17 protein-coding genes are annotated in these 19,204 nt (G+C 69.2%); 3 read left to right on the top strand and 14 right to left on the bottom strand.

Annotated features, from left to right (window positions below):
* The first annotated feature begins 153 nt into the window (after window positions 1-153).
* Window positions 154-1,272 carry a glycerate kinase gene (locus tag AB0I51_RS43470; protein ID WP_362984268.1) on the top strand — a complete coding sequence of 373 codons (1,119 nt, stop codon included), beginning with the start codon at window positions 154-156 and terminating at the stop codon, window positions 1,270-1,272.
* A 63-nt stretch (window positions 1,273-1,335) separates the two neighbouring features.
* Here AB0I51_RS43470 and AB0I51_RS43465 read toward each other — a convergent pair whose 3' ends face one another.
* From AB0I51_RS43465 to AB0I51_RS43420, 10 genes are all read right to left on the bottom strand, one after another.
* Entirely contained in the window at window positions 1,336-2,604 is a 1,269-nt protein-coding gene (locus AB0I51_RS43465) for a transposase (RefSeq protein WP_362984232.1), read from the bottom strand.
* A gap of 135 nt (window positions 2,605-2,739) precedes the next feature.
* On the bottom strand, window positions 2,740-3,561 hold the full coding sequence (pssA, locus tag AB0I51_RS43460; protein ID WP_362984266.1) for a CDP-diacylglycerol--serine O-phosphatidyltransferase: 822 nt from the start codon (window positions 3,559-3,561) through the stop codon (window positions 2,740-2,742).
* A gap of 22 nt (window positions 3,562-3,583) precedes the next feature.
* A complete protein-coding gene (locus AB0I51_RS43455; protein ID WP_362984230.1) occupies window positions 3,584-4,240 on the bottom strand; it encodes a phosphatidylserine decarboxylase in 657 nt (218 codons plus the stop codon).
* A 169-nt stretch (window positions 4,241-4,409) separates the two neighbouring features.
* Complete coding sequence (locus AB0I51_RS43450) at window positions 4,410-5,615, bottom strand: acyl-CoA dehydrogenase family protein (protein ID WP_362984228.1); 1,206 nt, start codon at window positions 5,613-5,615, stop codon at window positions 4,410-4,412.
* 2 nt (window positions 5,616-5,617) lie between these two features.
* Window positions 5,618-6,130 carry a MaoC family dehydratase gene (locus tag AB0I51_RS43445; protein WP_362984226.1) on the bottom strand — a complete coding sequence of 171 codons (513 nt, stop codon included), beginning with the start codon at window positions 6,128-6,130 and terminating at the stop codon, window positions 5,618-5,620.
* A 5-nt stretch (window positions 6,131-6,135) separates the two neighbouring features.
* Complete coding sequence (locus tag AB0I51_RS43440) at window positions 6,136-7,107, bottom strand: CoA ester lyase (protein WP_362984224.1); 972 nt, start codon at window positions 7,105-7,107, stop codon at window positions 6,136-6,138.
* Entirely contained in the window at window positions 7,104-9,143 is a 2,040-nt protein-coding gene (locus tag AB0I51_RS43435; RefSeq protein ID WP_362984264.1) for a protein meaA, read from the bottom strand. The genes AB0I51_RS43440 and AB0I51_RS43435 overlap by 4 nt, the downstream gene beginning before the upstream one ends.
* Before the next feature lie 18 nt (window positions 9,144-9,161).
* Window positions 9,162-10,499, bottom strand: a complete 1,338-nt coding sequence (gene ccrA / locus AB0I51_RS43430; RefSeq protein ID WP_362984262.1) for a crotonyl-CoA carboxylase/reductase — start codon at window positions 10,497-10,499, stop codon at window positions 9,162-9,164.
* Between the two features lie 434 nt (window positions 10,500-10,933).
* Window positions 10,934-11,743, bottom strand: coding sequence for a TetR family transcriptional regulator (locus tag AB0I51_RS43425; protein WP_200711542.1), 810 nt, complete (start codon window positions 11,741-11,743; stop codon window positions 10,934-10,936).
* Between the two features lie 136 nt (window positions 11,744-11,879).
* The gene (locus tag AB0I51_RS43420; RefSeq protein WP_362984222.1) at window positions 11,880-13,685 is read right to left on the bottom strand and encodes a 3-hydroxyacyl-CoA dehydrogenase family protein; all 1,806 of its coding nucleotides are present in this window, start codon (window positions 13,683-13,685) and stop codon (window positions 11,880-11,882) included.
* Between the two features lie 339 nt (window positions 13,686-14,024).
* On the opposite strand from AB0I51_RS43420, the gene AB0I51_RS43415 reads away from it, so the two are divergent.
* Window positions 14,025-14,600: an adenylosuccinate lyase gene (locus AB0I51_RS43415; RefSeq protein ID WP_362984220.1), complete on the top strand. Its 576-nt coding sequence runs from the start codon at window positions 14,025-14,027 to the stop codon at window positions 14,598-14,600.
* 18 nt (window positions 14,601-14,618) lie between these two features.
* Here the strand turns inward: AB0I51_RS43415 and AB0I51_RS43410 are convergent, their stop codons facing one another.
* The 4 genes from AB0I51_RS43410 to AB0I51_RS43395 all read right to left on the bottom strand — a co-directional run bounded on the left by AB0I51_RS43410 (window position 14,619) and on the right by AB0I51_RS43395 (window position 18,482).
* Window positions 14,619-15,155 (bottom strand): GNAT family N-acetyltransferase, encoded by a 537-nt coding sequence (locus tag AB0I51_RS43410; protein WP_362984218.1) that lies wholly within the window; start codon window positions 15,153-15,155, stop codon window positions 14,619-14,621.
* Window positions 15,156-15,198: 43 nt separating this feature from the next.
* The gene (locus AB0I51_RS43405; protein WP_362984216.1) at window positions 15,199-15,597 is read right to left on the bottom strand and encodes a RidA family protein; all 399 of its coding nucleotides are present in this window, start codon (window positions 15,595-15,597) and stop codon (window positions 15,199-15,201) included.
* A 66-nt stretch (window positions 15,598-15,663) separates the two neighbouring features.
* Complete coding sequence (locus AB0I51_RS43400) at window positions 15,664-17,244, bottom strand: alpha/beta hydrolase (RefSeq protein ID WP_362984214.1); 1,581 nt, start codon at window positions 17,242-17,244, stop codon at window positions 15,664-15,666.
* A 191-nt stretch (window positions 17,245-17,435) separates the two neighbouring features.
* Window positions 17,436-18,482, bottom strand: coding sequence for an Rv2578c family radical SAM protein (locus AB0I51_RS43395; RefSeq protein ID WP_362984212.1), 1,047 nt, complete (start codon window positions 18,480-18,482; stop codon window positions 17,436-17,438).
* A 178-nt stretch (window positions 18,483-18,660) separates the two neighbouring features.
* Here AB0I51_RS43395 and AB0I51_RS43390 point away from each other — a divergent pair, with 178 nt between their 5' ends.
* Entirely contained in the window at window positions 18,661-19,104 is a 444-nt protein-coding gene (locus AB0I51_RS43390; RefSeq protein WP_362984210.1) for an SRPBCC family protein, read from the top strand.
* Window positions 19,105-19,204: the final 100 nt, after the last annotated feature.

Below are 19,204 nucleotides of genomic sequence, written 5' to 3'. Positions count from 1 at the left end.
TCGTAGGCCGGTCCCAGGGTTCGGTCGGGGCATGACGTCGTGGGCGTCCGCCGGTTAAGGTCGCAGCGGCGCGACTGGCCCCGGAACACGCGGGGGCCCGTAGAGCAAGGGGATCGCAAGGTGGCGAACGCTGCACAGAGGGGCACCCACAGGGTGCTCATCGCCGCGGACAAGTTCAAGGGGTCGCTGACGGCCGTGCAGGTCGCCGAGCGGGTGACGGCCGGGCTGCGCCGGGTCGTACCCGAGCTGGAGGTCGCGGCGATGCCGGTCGCCGACGGCGGCGACGGCACGGTGGACGCGGCCGTCGCGGCCGGGTTCGAGCGACGGGAGATACGGGTCGCGGGCCCCCTCGGCGACGAGGTCACCGCGGCCTTCGCGGTACGCGGCGACACGGCCGTCGTGGAGATGGCCGAGGCGAGCGGGCTGCAGCGACTGCCCAAGGGCGTCTTCGCCCCGCTGACCTCCTCGACGTACGGTTCGGGCGAGCTGCTGCGGGCCGCGCTCGACGCGGGCGCGCGGACGATCGTGTTCGGCGTCGGCGGTAGCGCCACGACCGACGGCGGCGCGGGCATGCTCTCCGCGCTCGGCGCACGCTTCCTGGACGCGGACGGCGAACCGGTGCCCCCGGGCGGCGGCGGCCTGGGCGAGCTGGCCTCGGCCGACTTCTCCGGCCTCGACCCGCGTCTCGCCTCCGTAACCCTCGTCCTCGCCAGCGACGTCGACAACCCGCTCACCGGCCCCAAGGGCGCCGCCGCGGTCTACGGCCCCCAGAAGGGCGCCGCACCGGACGACGTGGACGCCCTCGACGCGGCCCTCGGCCACTACGCGAAGATCCTGGAGGAGACGATCGGTGCCAGGGCCGCCGAGTGCGCTATCGCACCCGGCGCAGGCGCGGCGGGCGGCATCGGCTACGGCGCCCTCCTCCTCGGCGCCCGCTTCCGACCCGGCATCGAGGTCATGCTCGACGTCCTCGGCTTCGCCTCCGCCCTGGAGGGCGCCACCCTCGTCATCACCGGCGAGGGCTCCCTCGACGAACAGACCCTGCACGGCAAGGCCCCGGCCGGCGTCGCCGCGGCGGCCCGCGCGGAGGGCAAGGAGGTCGTCGCCGTCTGCGGCCGCCTCGCCCTGCCCCCACAGGCCCTCGGCCACGCGGGCATCCGCCGCGCCTACCCGCTGACCTCGGTCGAGCCGGACGTCGTGAAGTGCATCGCCGACGCGGGACCGATCCTGGAGCGGGTGGCGGAGAACATCGCCCGCGACTTCCTGGTCTGAGCCGCGCCCGAGGAACGCCGAAGGGCCCCGAGCCAAGTGGGATGCTGTTGGTAAATCGGGGCCTTACGTCCGCTTCGCCCCGTCGATCGTTTGGTCGGCGGGGCGAAGTCGTGCGAAGTGGCTGGTTCGGGTGTGTGCTCGTGGGGTGCCGGTGAGGTGGGCGTCGATGCGAGCGAGGTTGAGGGCGGCGCCTGTGAGCTGGTGCTGGAGGCTGGTCTTCGTCAGGCCGCGGTAGCGGGATCTGCGCAGGGCGCTGACCAGGGCGGCGCCGGTGGGATAGCCGGCATCGACCCAGTGTTCGCCCGGTGTGCAGCCCCGTGCGGCGAGCTGGGTGTGGATCGTCTCGGCCATCGACCGGTCGGAGACGGTGGCCACCGTGGTGGCGACGTTCGTGATCAGGTTCGGGGTGTCCGGCTCGCAGGTCTCGGTCAGGTGGACCTTGTATCCGTCCCACATCGTGTCGCGTTTGACGCTGCAGCGTGCGTCGGTGTCATACGGGGTGACCGGGCGCATCGCGCCCGGCGGGCGGTCTTTTGGGCCCCGCCGCCTCACCTCGCCCTCGACCTGGTGGAAGTGCTGGACCCACATCTGCCGCAGTGTTTCCACCTCGGCAAGGGCGCGCAGACCGGCGGGAGCACCGGGCGCGAAGACGGCCGCCAGCAGGCGTGTTCCGTCCCGGCCGATCCGTTCACCCACCTCGTCGCGTTTCGCCCGGCCGGCGGGGAACCGGCTGTCCTCCGCCCTGGTCGCGTAGTGCCGAAACCAGTCCGGCTCGGCGATGCCGGCCAGCCAGTCCGGCGCCGTCTGTGCCAGAGCGTTCAACGCCGACCGCAAGGTCTCCGCCACCTGCTCCAGCCAGCACAGCTCACGCGCCGCCGTCAGCACGTGCGTGGAGTCCGTGCGGGCCCGGCCCGCCTTCCTGAGCAGCCCCTTCGCACGGGCTGCGGCCAGGACACCGTCCAGCACCCGCCGCCCGCCGTCCGCCTGGGCCAGCCGGTCCCTGAACTCCGACAACACGGAGAAGTCGAAGCCCGGATCGTCCAGTTCCAGCCCGAGCGCGTACTTGACGTCGATCCGCGCCCGCACCGCCTCCGCCGCCTGCCGGTCGGTCAGCCCCTCCACGAACTGCCACACCAGCGCCAGCGCCAGCCCCGCCGGGGACCATGCAGGACGCCCCCGGACGGGAAAAAGATCCGCGAACTCCTCGTCACGGAACAACGGCCCCAGCTCATCCCTCACCCGGATCGCCAGACTCCCCTTCGGGAACGCGGCCCCCGCCACCCGCACCGTCTCTGCCGGAATCTCCCCGGACCCCTTCGGCTGCATCGACATCCGCACCCACCCCAAACGACAACGTCGGCCTTCAAGACCACAACCAGGTCTTGAAGGCCGACGTCACGCACGACCCCGCCTTAACCAACAGCATCCCAAGTGGCTCGGGGCCCTTCGTATGGTCTGCTACGACCGCTACGGCAGCTGTGCGGCTCGCGCCTCACGCCGGTTGCCGCGGAAGGTGTTCACCCGGCGGGCCGTCGCGAACAGCGGGATCACCGCGCCCATGACCAGCTGGAGCGCGCAGCCCGTCTGCAGGAGCAGCTGACCGCTCGGGGCGTCGAACGCCCAGGCCGCCAGCAGGCCCATCGACAGGACGATCCAGGCGAGCATCGCCACCGCGAGGCGGCCCCGCGGCTTCGGGTACTCGACCCGGCTCACCATCAGCCAGGCGGTGCCCAGGATCGCCATGAGCGTCGCCACGAACGGCAGCTCCAGGAGCACGATCGAAACCACCGTCAGCGCGCCGAACGGGGAGGGCATGCCCTGGAACATGCCGTTCGGCGGGGTCACGCACGAGAAGCGGGCGAGTCTCAGCACCACCGCCAGCAGCACCACGATCGCGCCGACCGCGGCCACTCTCTGGTGCGCGTCGTCCGCGACCATGCCGTAGACGAGGACGAAGTACGCCGGTGCGAGGCCGAAGCTGATCAGGTCCGACAGGTTGTCCAGCTCCGCGCCCATGGGGGAGGAGCGCAGCTTGCGGGCGACGAGGCCGTCGAAGAGGTCGAAGACCGCCGCGCACAGCATCAGGATGACCGCGGTGGCCGCGCTGTGGCGGGCCATGCCGGTCGACTCGTCGTTGCCCGTCAGGTGCGGGATCAGGATGCCGGTGGTGGTGAAGTACACCGCCATGAAGCCGCAGGTGGCGTTGCCGAGGGTGAGGGTGTCCGCTATTGAGAGGCGGAGAGAAAGAGGCATCTCCTCCTCGTCGTCCACGTCATCGGCCTCGGGCACCCAGCCCGCCTGGGTCTCCGGATCAACCACGGTCAATGCGAGTCACCCCAGCCACCGTCTTCTGACCGACCTCCACGTCCACCTCGACACCCTCGGGGAGGTAGATGTCGACACGCGAACCGAAGCGGATCAGTCCGATGCGCTCGCCCTGCTCGACCTTCGTGCCCTGCGGAACGTAGGGGACGATGCGGCGGGCGACGGCGCCGGCGATCTGGATCATCTCGATGTCACCGAGCTCGGTGTCGAAGTGCCAGACGACCCGCTCGTTGTTCTCGCTCTCCTTGTTGAACGCGGGAACGAAACCGCCCGGGATGTGCTCGACCGACGTCACCGTGCCGGAGAGCGGCGCGCGGTTGACGTGGACGTTCAGCGGGCTCATGAAGATGGCGACGCGGGTGCGACCGTCCTTCCACGGCATGATGCTCTGCACCACACCGTCGGCGGGCGAGATGACCCGGCCCTGGGTGATCTCGCGCTCGGGGTCGCGGAAGAACCACAGCATGCCCGCCGCGAGCGCGGTGGCGGGTACGGCCACGGCCTTGGCGGCGCCGGACTTGCGCGCACGTACCAGGCTGAGGGCTGCGGTGGCGACGGTCGGCAGGAGCCACGGCGATGCTCCGCGCGCGAGGCGTACGCCTGCCAGGCTGTCGCGTGGTGCAGAGGTTTGGCTGTGGGGCATGGATGACCTTCGTAGCGGATGATGCCGCACTGTAACGGGGGACGGCGGCTTTCCCGGGATCGTACCGGTCGCGGGCCACAACTGGCTAAGCCAGTAAGTCGAGTCGGCGGCTGAAGAGCGTTGACGGGGTGTGATCTTCTTCTCGATGAAAACACCCCGAAACGGACAATCAGCCCTGGAATCGATACTCTTCGAGCAGTCTGCGCCCGATGATCATTTTCTGGATTTCGGCGGTACCTTCGCCGATCAACAGCATCGGCGCCTCGCGGTAAAGGCGTTCGATCTCGTACTCCTTGGAGAATCCGTACCCGCCGTGGATCCGGAAGGCGTCCTCCACAACCTCTTTGCAGTACTCGGAGGCGAGGTACTTCGCCATCCCTGCCTCAAGGTCGTTTCGTTCGCCGGAGTCCTTTTTGCGTGCCGCATTTACCATCATCGCATGGGCGGCCTCGACCTTGGTGGCCATCTCCGCCAGCTTGAACTGGATCGCCTGGTGCTGGGCGATGGGCTTCCCGAACGTGTGACGCTGCTGCGCGTAGGAGACGCCCAGTTCGAAGGCACGCTGAGCGACTCCGCAGCCACGCGCAGCCACATTTACGCGGCCCACCTCGACTCCGTCCATCATTTGGTAAAAACCTCGGCCGGTCTCGCCGCCGAGCACCCGGTCGGCCGGGATCCGGAGGCCGTCCATGATCAACTCGGTGGTGTCGACGCCCTTGTAGCCCATCTTGTCGATTTTCCCGGGGATGGTGAGACCGGGCCGGACCTCGCCGAATCCGGGTTCCTTCTCGACCAGGAAGGTCGTCATCGACTTGTGCGGCGCGGTGCCCTCGGGGTGCCCTTCGTCACTTCGCACGAGTACGGCCACGAGGGACGACGTACCGCCGTTGGTCAGCCACATCTTCTGGCCGTTCAGGACGTACTCGTCGCCGTCCCTGACCGCCTTCGACGTGATGGCCGAGACGTCGGAGCCCAACCCCGGCTCGGACATGGAGAACGCGCCCCGGATGTCGCCGGCCGCCATGCGCGGCAGGAAGTGGTCCTTCTGCTCCTGAGTGCCGTGCTGCTTGAGCATGTACGCCACGATGAAGTGGGTGTTGATGATGCCGGACACCGACATCCACCCGCGCGCGATCTCCTCCACGCACAGGGCGTACGTCAGCAGCGACTCGCCCAGGCCGCCGTACTCCTCCGGGATCATCAGGCCGAAGAGGCCCAACTCCTTGAGCCCGTCGACGATCTGCTGCGGATACTCGTCGCGGTGCTCCAGCTCGGTGGCGACCGGGAGGATCTCCTTGTCCACGAAGTCGCGGACGGTGGACAGGATTTCCCGCTGGATGTCGGTGAGACCGGCGGTCTGGGCGAGTCGCGCCATGGCTACTTCTCCGTCTGCTTCAGCTCCGGGCGGCCGGGCTGCTCGCCGCCGCGCTCCTTGATGTACGTCTCGGTCGGCACCATCACCTTGCGGCGGAACACGCAGACCAGAGTGCCGTCCTGCTTGTAGCCCTTGGTCTCGACGTAGACGATTCCGCGGTCGTTCTTCGACTTCGACGGCGTCTTGTCGAGGACCGTCGTCTCGCCGTAGATCGTGTCCCCGTGGAAGGTCGGCGCCACGTGCTTCAGCGACTCGATCTCCAGGTTGGCGATCGCCTTGCCCGACACGTCCGGCACCGACATGCCCAGCAGCAGCGAGTAGATGTAGTTGCCGACCACCACGTTCTTGCCGAAGTCCGTCGTGTTCTCGGCGTAGTTGGCGTCCATGTGGAGCGGGTGGTGGTTCATCGTGAGGAGACAGAAGAGGTGGTCGTCGTACTCCGTGACCGTCTTTCCGGGCCAGTGCTTGTAGACCGCGCCGACCTCGAACTCCTCGTAGGTGCGTCCGAACTGCATGGTGCTCAGGCCTCCGGGGCTTCGAACTTGGACGTGCGCTCCATGCCGGCGGCCCGGCCCTTGCCCGAGATGACGAGCGCCATCTTGCGGCTGGCCTCGTCGATCATCTCGTCGCCGAGCATCGCGGAGCCCTTCTTGCCGCCCGCCTCGGACGTGTAGTAGTCGTACGCGTCCAGGATCAGCTCGGCGTGGTCGAAGTCCTCCTGCGACGGCGAGAAGATCTCGTTGGACGCCTCGACCTGGCCCGGGTGCAGCACCCACTTGCCGTCGAAGCCGAGCGCGGCGGCCCGCTGGGCGACCGCGCGGTAGCCGTCGATGTTGCGGATCTGCAGGTAGGGACCGTCGATCGCCTGGAGGTTGTTGGCGCGGGCGGCCATCAGGATCTTCATCAGGATGTAGTGGTAGGCGTCGGCCGGGTAGCCAGGAGGCTGCTCGCCCACGACCAGCGACTTCATGTTGATCGACGCCATGAAGTCGGCCGGGCCGAAGATGATCGTCTCGACGCGCTGGGAGGCCGTCGCGATCTCATTGACGTTGTTGAGGCCCTGCGCGTTCTCGATCTGCGCCTCGATGCCGATCTTGCCGACCTCGAAGCCCATCGTCTTCTCGATCTGCGTCAGCAGCAGGTCCAGGGCGACGACCTGCTGGGCCGTCTGCACCTTCGGCAGCATGACGCAGTCGAGGTTCTGGCCCGCGCCCTCGACGACCGTGACGACATCGCGGTACGTCCACTCGGTCGTCCAGTCGTTGACGCGCACGACCCGTGTCTTGCCCGTCCAGTCGCCCTCGTTGAGGAACTTGACGATGGTGTGCCGCGCGTCGGGCTTGGCCAGCGGCGCGCACGCGTCCTCCAGGTCCAGGAAGACCTGGTCGGCCGGGAGGCCCTGCGCCTTCTCCAGGAAGCGCGGGTTGCTTCCCGGGACCGCGAGACAGGAGCGCCGCGGGCGGAGCCGGTTGACGGGGGCGGGCGTGGTCATGCGGGGACCTCCAAGGGGTCGAGCAGGGGGTCGAGCTTGTTCGCTTTCCGGATCTCGTCGACGATGCGGCCGATGATTCCGGTGATGTCGAAGTCCTTCGGTGTGAAGACCGCGGCCACTCCGGCCGCCCGGAGCTGTTCGGCGTCACCATTCGGGATGATGCCACCGGCGATCACCGGTATATCTGTGGCACCGGCCACACGGAGCCGGTCCAGGACGTCCGGCACCAGCTGGGCGTGCGATCCGGACAGGATGGACAGGCCGACCGCGTGCACGTCCTCGGCGAGGGCCGCGTCCACGATCTGCTCCGGGGTCAGCCGGATGCCCTGGTAGACCACCTCGAAGCCGGCGTCCCGCGCGCGTACGGCGATCTGCTCGGCGCCGTTGGAGTGCCCGTCCAGGCCCGGCTTGCCGACCAGGAAGCGCAGCTTGCCGACGCCCATCTCGCGCGCCGTGAGATCCACCTTGCGGCGTACCCCGGCCATCGCCGAGCCCTCCTCGGCGGGTACCGCGACCGGCGCCGACGAGACGCCCGTGGGCGCCCGGAACTCGCCGAACACCTCGCGCAGGGCCCCGGCCCACTCACCGGTCGTGACACCGGCGCGTGCGCACTCCAGGGTGGCCTCCATGAGGTTGTCGGTGCCCTTGGCGGCCTCCTTCAGCCGCTCCAGCGCCTTGCACGGGCGCGGATGGTTGAACGGCGGCTGGTAGCGCGTGTCCCGCCAGTGCTGCAACGACTTGACGACCCGCGCCTCGACGGCCGGGTCGACCGTCTGGATCGCCGTGTCGAGGTCGGCGGTGAGCGGATTGGGCTCGGTCGTGTCGAAAATGTTGACGCCGACGATCTTCTCCTGACCGGACTCGATACGGCCCCTGCGCTCCGCGTGCGAGGCGACGAGCTGCGACTTGAGATAGCCGGACTCGACGGCGGCCATCGCGCCGCCCATCTCCTCGATGCGTTCGATCTCCGCGAGGGACTCCTCGACCAGGGAGGCCACCTTCGCCTCGATGACGTGCGAGCCGTCGAAGATGTCCGCGTACTCCAGCAGGTCGCTCTCGTACGCCAGCACCTGTTGCATGCGCAGCGACCACTGCTGGTCCCAGGGGCGGGGGAGCCCCAACGCCTCGTTCCACGCCGGGAGTTGGACGGCACGCGCGCGTGCGTCCTTCGACAGCGTCACGGCCAGCATCTCCAGCACGATCCGCTGGACGTTGTTCTCCGGCTGCGCCTCCGTCAGCCCCAGCGAGTTGACCTGGACGCCGTAGCGGAACCGGCGCTGCTTCGGGTCCTCGATGCCGTAGCGCTCGCGCGTGATCTCGTCCCAGATGCGGCCGAAGGCCCGCATCTTGCACATCTCCTCGATGAAGCGGACGCCCGCGTTCACGAAGAAGGAGATACGGGCGACGACATCGCCCCTGCGGTCCTCGGGGATCTGGCCGGACGCGAACACCGCGTCCAGGACGGCGATCGCGGTGGACATCGCGTACGCGATCTCCTGGACCGGGGTGGCCCCGGCCTCCTGGAGGTGGTAGCTGCAGATGTTGATCGGGTTCCACTTGGGGATGTGGTTGACCGTGTAGCTGATCATGTCGGTCGTCAGCCGGAGCGAGGGGACCGGCGGGAACACGTGCGTGCCCCGCGACAGGTACTCCTTGACGATGTCGTTCTGGGTCGTCCCCTGGAGCTGGGTGATGTCGACGCCCTGTTCCTCGGCGACGACCTGATAGAGCGCCAGCAGCCACATGGCGGTGGCGTTGATCGTCATCGAGGTGTTCATCCGGTCCAGGGGGATGTCCTGGAACAGCCGGCGCATGTCCCCGAGGTGCGCGATCGGCACGCCGACCCGGCCGACCTCGCCGCGGGCGAGGATGTGGTCGGAGTCGTAGCCGGTCTGCGTCGGCAGGTCGAACGCGACCGACAGACCGGTCTGGCCCTTGGCGAGGTTGCGCCGGTACAGCTCGTTGGACGCCTCAGCCGTGGAGTGACCGGCGTACGTGCGCATGAGCCACGGCCGGTCTTTCTGACGCTCAGTCATCATCGACCTCAGGTGTCCTCAGATGTTCCGGAAGCGGTTGATCGCGTCGATGTGCTTGTCGCGCTTCTCCTCGTCGCGCACACCGAGGCCCTCCTCGGGGGCGAGGCACAGGACGCCGACCTTGCCCTGGTGGAGGTTGCGGTGGACGTCGTAGGCGGCCTGCCCGGTCTCCTCCAGGGAGTACACCTTGGAGAGCGTCGGGTGGATCTTGCCCTTCGCGACCAGCCGGTTGGCCTCCCAGGCCTCGCGGTAGTTGGCGAAGTGCGAGCCGATGATCCGCTTCAGGGACATCCACAGGTAGCGGTTGTCGTACTCGTGGTTGTAGCCGGAGGTCGAGGCGCAGGTGACGATCGTGCCGCCCTTGCGGGTGACGTAGACGCTCGCGCCGAAGGTCTCGCGGCCGGGGTGCTCGAAGACGATGTCCACGTCCTCGCCGCCGGTGAGTTCGCGGATCCGCTTGCCGAACCGCTTCCACTCCCGCGGGTCCTGGTTGTGCTCGTCCTTCCAGAACCGGTAGTCCTCGGCGTTGCGGTCGATGATCGCCTCGGCGCCCATCGCCCGGCAGATGTCCGCCTTCTGGGGCGAGGACACGACACAGATGGGGTTGGCGCCGCCGGCGAGCGCGAACTGCGTGGCGTACGAGCCGAGTCCGCCGCTCGCGCCCCAGATCAGGACGTTGTCGCCCTGCTTCATGCCGGCGCCGTTGCGGGAGACCAGCTGCCGGTAGGCGGTGGAGTTCACCAGCCCCGGTGCGGCGGCCTCCTCCCACGACAGGTGGTCCGGCTTGGGCATCAGCTGGTTGGACTTGACGAGCGCGATCTCGGCGAGCCCGCCGAAGTTGGTCTCGAAGCCCCAGATCCGCTGCTCGGGGTCGAGCATCGTGTCGTTGTGCCCGTCGGAGGACTCCAGCTCGACGGACAGGCAGTGTGCGACGACCTCGTCACCGGGCTTCCAGGCGTTGACGCCCGGGCCGGTGCGCAGGACGACGCCCGCGAGGTCGGAGCCGATGATGTGGTACGGCAGGTCGTGCCGCTTGGTGAGCTCGCTGAGCTTGCCGTAGCGCTCCAGGAAGCCGAAGGTCGACAGAGGCTCGAAGATCGAGGTCCACACGGAGTTGTAGTTGACGCTCGACGCCATCACGGCCACCAGGGCCTCGCCCGGGCCGAGTTCGGGCACCGGGACGTCGTCCAGGTGGATCGACTTGCGGGGGTCCTTGTCGCGGGTGGAGAGGCCCGCGAACATGTCCGTCTCGTCCTTGTGCACGGTGATCGCGCGGTACGACTCGGGGAGCGGCAGGGCGGCGAAGTCGGCCGGAGTCGAGTCCGGCGACTGGATCGCGGCGAGGATGTCCTTCACGGTCACGGTGTTGCCTCCGGCGAAGTGCGCCCTGAGGGAGGGGCGCCGATGGTTACGTCGGTGCTGCTGCTGAGGGTGGGTGGAGAGGTGCCGTCGGTTCGGCGGGTGGTGCTTCGGCAGCGCTTTGTGGCGCGGGAGGGTGCCTGTGACGCAGGCGTCCGGGCGCGCAGCCCAGTGGTGGGTTGCGGGGACAGCCGACGTACGGGAGATCTCTGTACGCCGGCCGCCCGGACACCTTCAACGTATGACACTGCGTGTCACCCCGCAAGGCACCGAGTGCCATGAATCGCTCTCAGGTGAAATCTTTACGTAACAAATGAGCGATGATCGATCGAACGAGGTCTGAAAGATGCGTGAAAAGGGGCTCTGGCATGCCAAAACGGCCACCCCGGAGGGTGGCCGTCATCACAGGGGACCGCAGGAGCTGGTGGGGCTCAGCGGTCCCTCAGTGCCTCTTCGATGGTCCGCATGACCTCGTCCAGCGGGGCGTCGGTGCGGGCGACCGTCACCAGGACCTCGCCCTGCTGGTGCACCATCGCCGTGGCCGGCTTGGGGGTCGTGGTGCGGCCGGCGCCGATGCCGCTGCCGAACGTCTTCCGTACGATCCCGAAGGCGTGGTCGAGCTGTGCCTCCACGTCGCCCTGGCCGCCGGCCCGCAGCCAGCGCCGCAGCACGTGGTTGTGGGCGGTGACCACGGCCGAGGCGGCGACCTCGGCGAGCAGCGGGTCGTCGTTGGCGTCGTCGTCGTGCGCGTGCTCGTCGAAGTGGCCCAGCAGATAACGCGTGAACAGCCGCTCGTAGCGGGCCACCGACGCGATCTCCGCCTCGCGCAGGGTGGGTACCTCGCGTGTCAGCTTGTAGCGGGCCACCGAGATCTCCGGCTGCGCCGCGTACATGCGCATGACTTCCTTGATGCCCCGGCACACCGTGTCGAGCGGGTGTTCGTGCGCGGGGGCGGCGTTGAGCACCGCCTCCGCCCGGATCAAGGTGTCGTCGTGGTCCGGGAAGATCGCCTCTTCCTTGGAGCGGAAGTGGCGGAAGAACGTCCGGCGCGCGACCCCGGCGGCGGCGGCGATCTCGTCGACGGTGGTCGCCTCGTACCCCTTCGTCGCGAACAGCTCCATCGCCGCCGCCGCCAGTTCGCGCCGCATCTTGAGGCGCTGGGCGGCGGCACGACTGCCCGCGGCACTCTCCGGTGCGTCGGGCGCGGCTGCGGTACGTGAGGGCTTGGCGGGCTGGGGCATGACCCGAACGTACTGCATGTGCGCAGCTTGCCGCGCACGTCGGGGGTTTCCCCCGCCCGGTGCGGGCAGGGGTCCTCCGGTGGGTTCGAGCAGCCCGCCCCAGTCTCCGTCGGCCGCGAACGGGTCGTCGGATCCCTCAGCGGCGGGCATATTCGCGGAAGCCGCGGCCCGTCTTGCGGCCGAGGCAGCCCGCGGCCACCAGGTGCTCCAGGAGCGGCGCCGGAGCGAGGCCCGGGTCCCTGAACTCGCGGTGCAGGACCTTCTCGATCGCCAGGGAGACGTCGAGGCCGACGACGTCCAACAGTTCGAAGGGGCCCATCGGGTAGCCGCCGCCCAGCTTCATCGCCGCGTCGATGTCGTCAAGAGACGCGTAGTGCTCCTGCACCATCTTGATCGCGTTGTTGAGGTACGGGAAAAGCAGTGCGTTGACGATGAATCCTGCCCGGTCACCACAGTCGACCGCATGCTTCTTGATCCTGACGCAGACCTCGTGAACCGTTGAGTGGACGTCGACATCCGTCAGCACCGTACGGACGACCTCGACCAGCTTCATCGCCGGCGCCGGGTTGAAGAAGTGCATGCCGATCACGTCCTGCGGACGTGAGGTGGCACGGGCGCACGCGACGACCGGCAGCGACGAGGTCGTGGTGGCCAGCACCGCGCCCGGCTTGCAGACCTTGTCCAGCGTCGCGAACAGCTGCTGCTTGATCTCCAGGTCCTCGGCGACCGCCTCGACGGCCAGATCGACGTCCGAGAACGCGTCGTAGGAGCCCGCCGGAGTGATCCGCTCCAGGGTCTGTGCGGCGGCCTCGGCGGTCATCCGCCCCCGGTCGACGGAGCGCGAGAGCGACTTGCCGATACGGGACTTGGCGAACTGCGCCTTCTCCTCGCTGCGGGCGGCGAGGACCACGTCGTAGCCGGCCTTGGCGAAGACTTCGGCGATACCGGACGCCATGGTCCCGGAGCCGGCGACCCCGACCGAGCGGACCGTACGGCCCTGGGCGAGCCGCGCGCCCTCCGGCGGGGTCAGGGCATCCCGCACGACCGTGGCGCTACCGGGGGTCTCGTAGGAGTAGAAGCCGCGGCCCGTCTTGCGGCCGGTCAGGCCCGCCTCGCTGAGCTGCTTCAGGATCGGCGCGGGGGCGTGCAGGCGGTCGTGGGACTCGGCGTACATGGCCTCAAGGACCGTGCGCGCGGTGTCGATGCCGATCAGGTCGAGGAGCGCGAGGGGGCCCATGGGCAGCCCGCAGCCGAGTCGCATCGCGGCGTCGATGTCCTCGCGGGAGGCGTACTTCGCCTCGTACATCGCGGCGGCCTGGTTGAGGTAGCCGAACAGCAGCCCGTCCGCGACGAATCCGGGCCGGTCGCCGACCGCGACGGGCTCCTTGCCCAGCTCGATCGCCAGCTCGGTGACCGCGGCGACGGCCGTGGGCGCGGTCAGCACCGAGGAGACCACCTCGACCAGCTTCATCGCGGGCGCCGGATTGAAGAAGTGCAGCCCGAGCACCCGCTCCGGCCGCGCCGAGTCGGCGGCGAGCCGGGTGACGGACAGGGCGTTCGTGCCGGTCGCGAGAATCGTCTCGGGGCGCACGATCCCGTCCAGTTCACGGAAGATCTGGTGCTTGATCTCGTACGACTCCGGGGCCACCTCGATGACGAGGTCGGCGTCGGCCGCCGCGCCCAGGTCGGTGGAGGTGCGGACGCGGGCCAGGGCGTCGGTGCGCTCCTGCTCGGTCAGCCGGCCGCGCCGCACGGCGTGGGCGGTCGCGGTCTCCAGGGCGGCGACGGCGTGGGCGGTCGCGGCCTCGCTGACGTCGATGCCGACGACCTCGCGGCCGGCCCGGGCGAGGACCTCGGTGATACCGGTGCCCATCGTGCCGAGACCGACGACGGCAATGGTCTTGAACGGGGACAGGGGAGCGTCGGACAGGGGAGCTGCCATCGCGGGACTCCTGGAATGAGGGTGACGACTGGGAGCGCACTCCGTACGCCGAGAGGGCGCACGGAGTGCGAGAAGGAGTGCGGGTGGGGCCGGGCAACGAGCGCACACGCCCGGCGAGTTGAGAGTTCCGACCGGCCCTGTCCCAGGCCGTGTCGTACTGCGGTACCTGAAGTACCGAACCGACTGCGCTCACCGCGGCTGCGTCACCAGGCCACGGCAAGGAGGGTGCGAGTGGGTAACTCGCTCACCTGAGCTTAACCGGTGGGTAACGAGCGCGCCAGCCCCCGGAGTTTGTGATGTAGGTCCCGTCTGTCCCGCGACCCCCATAGGCTCGGTTTCATGGACGAAGAGTTGCGATCACTCACTGAGCGCTTACGGCAGGAGTCGGGAGGAACGGCGCCGTACGAGCGACTTGTGTCGACCGACGACCTCGACGAACTGGCGGAGGTGCTCACGGCCGTCGGACAACCGCTCTGGGCCCGGGAACTGGCCGCGTTCCGGCTCGGCCTCGCGGGCGACCGGCGAGCCTTCGAGTCCCTCGTCCTGCTCCTCAACCACCGTGACCCACCGCGCTGCGCCTGCGCCGCGTACGCCCTCGCCCGCCTCCACGACCCCCGCACCGCCCGCGCGGCAGCGGCCCTCGCCACCAACGAACTCCGCGTCGCCTACGCCCTGCACCCCGTCCGGCTCCTGGCCGACCTGCGCGCTCCCGAGTCCGTGCCCGCCCTCATCACCACCCTGGAGCGACGCCTGCGCCCCCACGACCCGTACCGCCGCGTGGCCCTCGCCTGCGTACAGGGCCTGGGCGAACTCGGCGACCCCCGTGCCAGACCGGTCCTGAACGAGGCCCTCGCCCACCCGGCACTGGCGGAGGCGGCGGTGCACGCGCTGGGGCGGATCCCACGGCAGCGCTGAGCCCCACTCGTCACCGCCTCAGCGCGTCAGCTCCCTGACGCACCGGATCTCCGGCACCAGCACCCCGTCCACCTCGTACGGCTCCTCCGCCCCGTCCGCCCGGAAGCCCGCCCGCTCGTAGAAGCGGCGGGCGCGGGCGTTGCCCCGGACCACCCAGAGGTACACGCGGTCGTGACCGAGGGCCGCGCACTGTCGTAGCGCCTCCTGCATCAGTGCCCGGCCGGCGCCGGTGTTCAGGTGTCGCGGGCCGAGGTAGATCGCGTACAACTCGGCTTCCCCGGTGCGGACTTCGCCGTCCCGGCAGGGGCCGAGCGCGGCCCGGCCGACGATCTCCTCGCCCCGCCGGGCGACCAGGTTCACCACGCTGCCGTCGCCTTCTGCGAGGCGGGCCCGGCGGCGCTCGGCGTCGTCCTTCGCGCTGAGGGCGTCCAGGAAGGACTGCGGCATGAGGCCCTGGTACGCGAACTGCCAGCCGAGGACACGGATTTCGGAGACCCGGTCGCAGTCGGCGAGAACCACGGGGCGGACCCGAAGGGGCTCGGCGGTGTCGCACATGGCGGCACCCTGGGGACTCGGCCGGCGGGTCGGCCGCCCCCGATTATTCGCCGATCACCGCGAACGCCTCGATCTCCATCAGGAACTCCGGTCGCACCAGCGCGGCGACCTGCACGGCCGATGCGGCGGGGAGCCGGTCGTCGGGTATGTGGGCGGCGCGGGCCGCGCGGATCGCCGGCAGGTGGGCCATGTCCGTGACGAAGAAGGTCAGTTTGACCACGTCGTCGAAGCCGGCGCCCGCGGCGCCGAGGCAGCGACGGAGGTTTTCGAAGACCTGGCGGGCCTGGGCCGCAGCATCGCCCTCGCCCACGAGCTTGCCGTCCTCGTCCAGGGCGAGCTGACCGGAGACCGCGACGAAGCGGCCGGTGCCCATGACGACATGGGTGTAGGCCGCGGCGGGTGCGACGCCGTCGGGGGCGGGAATCCTCGTCAGATCACTCATGCGTCCATGGTGGACCATGGGTCTGACAACGAGGATTCCCGCCCCCGAGGGACCGTCATGCGGGGTTCAGCCGCGGAAGCCCAGCAAGCCGTGCAGCGTCGAACCGTGTGCCGTGCTCGTCGCCGACTTCGCCGTGGTCAGCGGTTTCGGGTCAGGCGTCTTCTGGCACACCGCGTCGACCTCGCCGCCGCTGCGCGGTACCTTGCCGTTGGTCAGATAGGTCGCCAGGTACTTGTCCAGACAGACGTTCCCGCTCAGCGTGATGCCGTGGTTGCCGCCGCCCTGCTCGACCACGAAGCTGGAGTCGGCGATGAGTTGGTGGACCGTCGCGCCGCCCTCGTACGGGGTGGCCGCGTCGTTGGTCGCCTGGAAGAGCAGCACCGGCGGCAGCTTGCCGTTGGCGATGTTGACCGGGTGCTCGGACTCCGTCGGCCAGAAGGCGCACGGCGCGTTGTACCAGGCGTTGTTCCAGGCCATGAAGGGTGCCTTGTCGTAGACCGCCCAGTTGTCCTTGCGCCACTGGTTCCAGTCGCGGGGCCAGGACGCGTCACGGCACTGCACCGAGGTGTAGACGCTGTACCCGTTGTCCCCGGAGGCGTCGATGGCGGCGAAGTTGTCGTATGCCTCGACCAGCGGTTCGGCGTTCTTGTCGTTCACGTACGCCGCGAACGCCTCGGCGAGGTAGGGCCAGTAGCCGTTGTAGTACCCGCCGGGGATGAACGTGTCCTCCAGTTCCGAGGCGCCCACCTTCCCGCCGGCCGGCTTCTTGGCCAGTGCCTTCCGCATCGCGTACCACTTGGCCTCGATCCTGGCCGGGTCGGTGCCGAGCTTGTACGTGGAGTCGTATTTCGCGATCCACGCCATCAGCGCCAGCTGGCGGTCGTTGAAGGCGTAGTCCTGCCCGAGGTTGTCGTCGTACCAGACACCCGTGGGGTCGACGATGGAGTCCAGGACCAGGCGGCGCACGCGCTCCGGGTAGAGCTTGGCGTACACGGCGCCCAGGTAGGTGCCGTACGAGTAGCCGAAGTAGTTGATCTTCTTGGCGCCGAGCGCGGCCCGGATCGAGTCCATGTCCCGCACGGCGCTGACCGTGTTGATGTACGGCAGCACGCTCGCGTACTTCTTGCCGCAGGCCGCCGCGAAGGACTTCGCGCGCGTGAGGTTGGCCTTCTCCAGCGCGGGGGTGCTCGGCACCGAGTCGGGCCGGACCGGGTTGAAGTGGCCGGGCTTGCAGTCGAGGGTGGGGGTGCTCTTGCCGACGCCGCGCGGGTCGAAGCCGATGACGTCGTACTGGGACGCCACCGCCTTGGGCAGCGAGGAGGCGACGAAGCCCGCGAGGGTCAGTCCGCTGCCGCCGGGGCCGCCGGGGTTGACCAACAGGGGTCCCTGGTACGTCTTCGCGGTGTGCGGGACCCGGGACAGGGCGAGCGTGATCTGCTTGCCGTGCGGGTTCGTGTGGTCGAGCGGCACCTTGACGCTCGCGCACTGGAGCGTCGGATAGCTGGTGGTGGCGCAGCTCTTCCAGCTGAGCTTCGCCGCCTGGACGGTGGTCGCGGAATGCGTGGTGCTCGCGTCGGCGGGGAGAGCGGTGACCGTCCCGGCCACGACGACGGCGGCACCGCACAGTACGGCTGCGCGTTTTCTCATGAGTCCTCCCAGGACGGAGAGGCAGCCGACCGCGGTTCTCGCGGCCGGTCCTCGCCGCATAGTCCCGAAAAGCCGGGGCGGAAGAACCTGTTCAGCCGATACTTGACCCAATTGGGCCGCCGGATGCGCTCGAACGCCCTCGGATCAGCTCATGGAGAAGCACCTTCGGATCAGCTCATGACGAAGCGCCTTCAGATCAGCGAGAGCTGCGTCGGCCCGCTCACCGGCTCGTCGGCCGACTCCACCGGCTCGGGAATCCGGCGCGGCATGCCCGCGCGCGCGGGACCGATGCCGTACTCCTGTGCCAGGTCGTGGACCTGACGGGTGATCCGGCGCTGGTACCACTTCGGGGCGTACGCGCCCTCCGCGTACAGCCGCTCGTAACGGCGCACCAGATGCGGGTGGTGCTGCCCGAGCCAGGCCATGAACCACTCGCGGGCGCCGGGCCGCAGATGCAGCACCAGGGGAGTCACCGAGGTGGCTCCGGAGGCGGCTATCGCCCTTACTGTGGCGCGCAGTTGGGCCGGGTGGTCGCTCAGGAAGGGGATCACCGGGGCCATCAGGACGCCGACGTCGATGCCGTGCTCGGTCAGTGTCCGCACGGCGTCCAGGCGCCGCTCCGGGGAGGGGGTGCCGGGCTCCACCGTGCGCCACAGCGCGGGGTCCGTGAAGCCGACCGAGACGGAGATGCCGACGTCGGTGACCTCGGAGGCCTGCACCAGGAGGTCCAGGTCGCGCAGGATCAGGGTGCCCTTCGTCAGGATCGAGAAGGGGTTCGCGTGGTCGCGCAGGGCGCTCAGGATGCCCGGCATCAGCCGGTAGCGGCCCTCCGCGCGCTGGTAGCAGTCGACGTTCGTGCCCATCGCTATGTGCTCGCCGAGCCAGCGCCGTGAGCCGAGCTGGCGGCGCAGCAGGTCCGGCGCGTTCACCTTGACGACGATCTGGGAGTCGAAGCCGAGGCCGGTGTCGAGGTCCAGATAGCTGTGGGACTTGCGGGCGAAGCAGTAGACGCAAGCGTGCGAGCAGCCCCGGTACGGGTTGACCGTCCACTCGAAGGGCATGCGGGAGGCCCCCGGCACCCGGTTGATGATCGAGCGGGCCCGCACCTCGTGGAAGGTGATTCCGCGGAACTCGGGCGTGTCGAAGGTACGGGTGGTCACCGCGTCCGCGCCGAACAGCGCGACGTCGGCCGTCCGGCTGTGGCCGTCGGACTCCACTGTGAGGTTTTCCCAGCGCATGACGCCTCCTCGGTAGTCCTGCCCCCAGAGTGAAACACTTGTTCGAATTACTGTGCAAGTGAACTTCCTCATCACTCCTGATCGCTTCCGGCGCCCCGGGGCACCCCGATTTGGGTGACCGAGTGCGGGGGTGGTTGGCTTGCCCCGACCCCGAGAACGCAAGTCCTGGAGGAATGAAATGGCGCAGGTCGAGGCCACCACCGAGCGGGTCGTCGCAGCCGACGCGGAGAAGGTGTTCGACGCCCTCGCCGACTACACCGGCACGCGCGCGAAGCTGCTGCCCGAGCAGTTCAGCGAGTACGAGGTGCGTGAGGGCGGCGACGGCGAGGGCACCCTCGTCCACTGGAAGCTCCAGGCCACCAGCAAGCGCGTCCGCGACTGCCTCCTGGAGGTCGGCGAGCCGACCGACGGTGAACTGGTCGAGAAGGACCGCAACTCCACCATGGTCACCACCTGGCGGGTCACCCCGGCCGGCGAGGGCAAGTCCCGCGTCGTCGTGACCAGCACCTGGAACGGCGCCACCGGCATCGGCGGCTTCTTCGAGCGCACCTTCGCGCCCAAGGGCCTCGGCCGGATCTACGACCTGGTTCTCGACAGGCTCGCCGCCGAGGTCGAGAAGTAGACCCCAAGGGCCAAGCCTCCAGGGCGCGTTGACGCTCCGGCAGCGTTCCTCACCGGTTCGAGTGGATCTCCGTTCGAGCCGGGCGTACGCCGTAACTCGT

The organism is Streptomyces sp. NPDC050549 (assembly GCF_040655035.1).
Lineage (GTDB): Bacteria > Actinomycetota > Actinomycetes > Streptomycetales > Streptomycetaceae > Streptomyces.
This window is presented reverse-complemented; position numbering and strand designations above follow the sequence as displayed.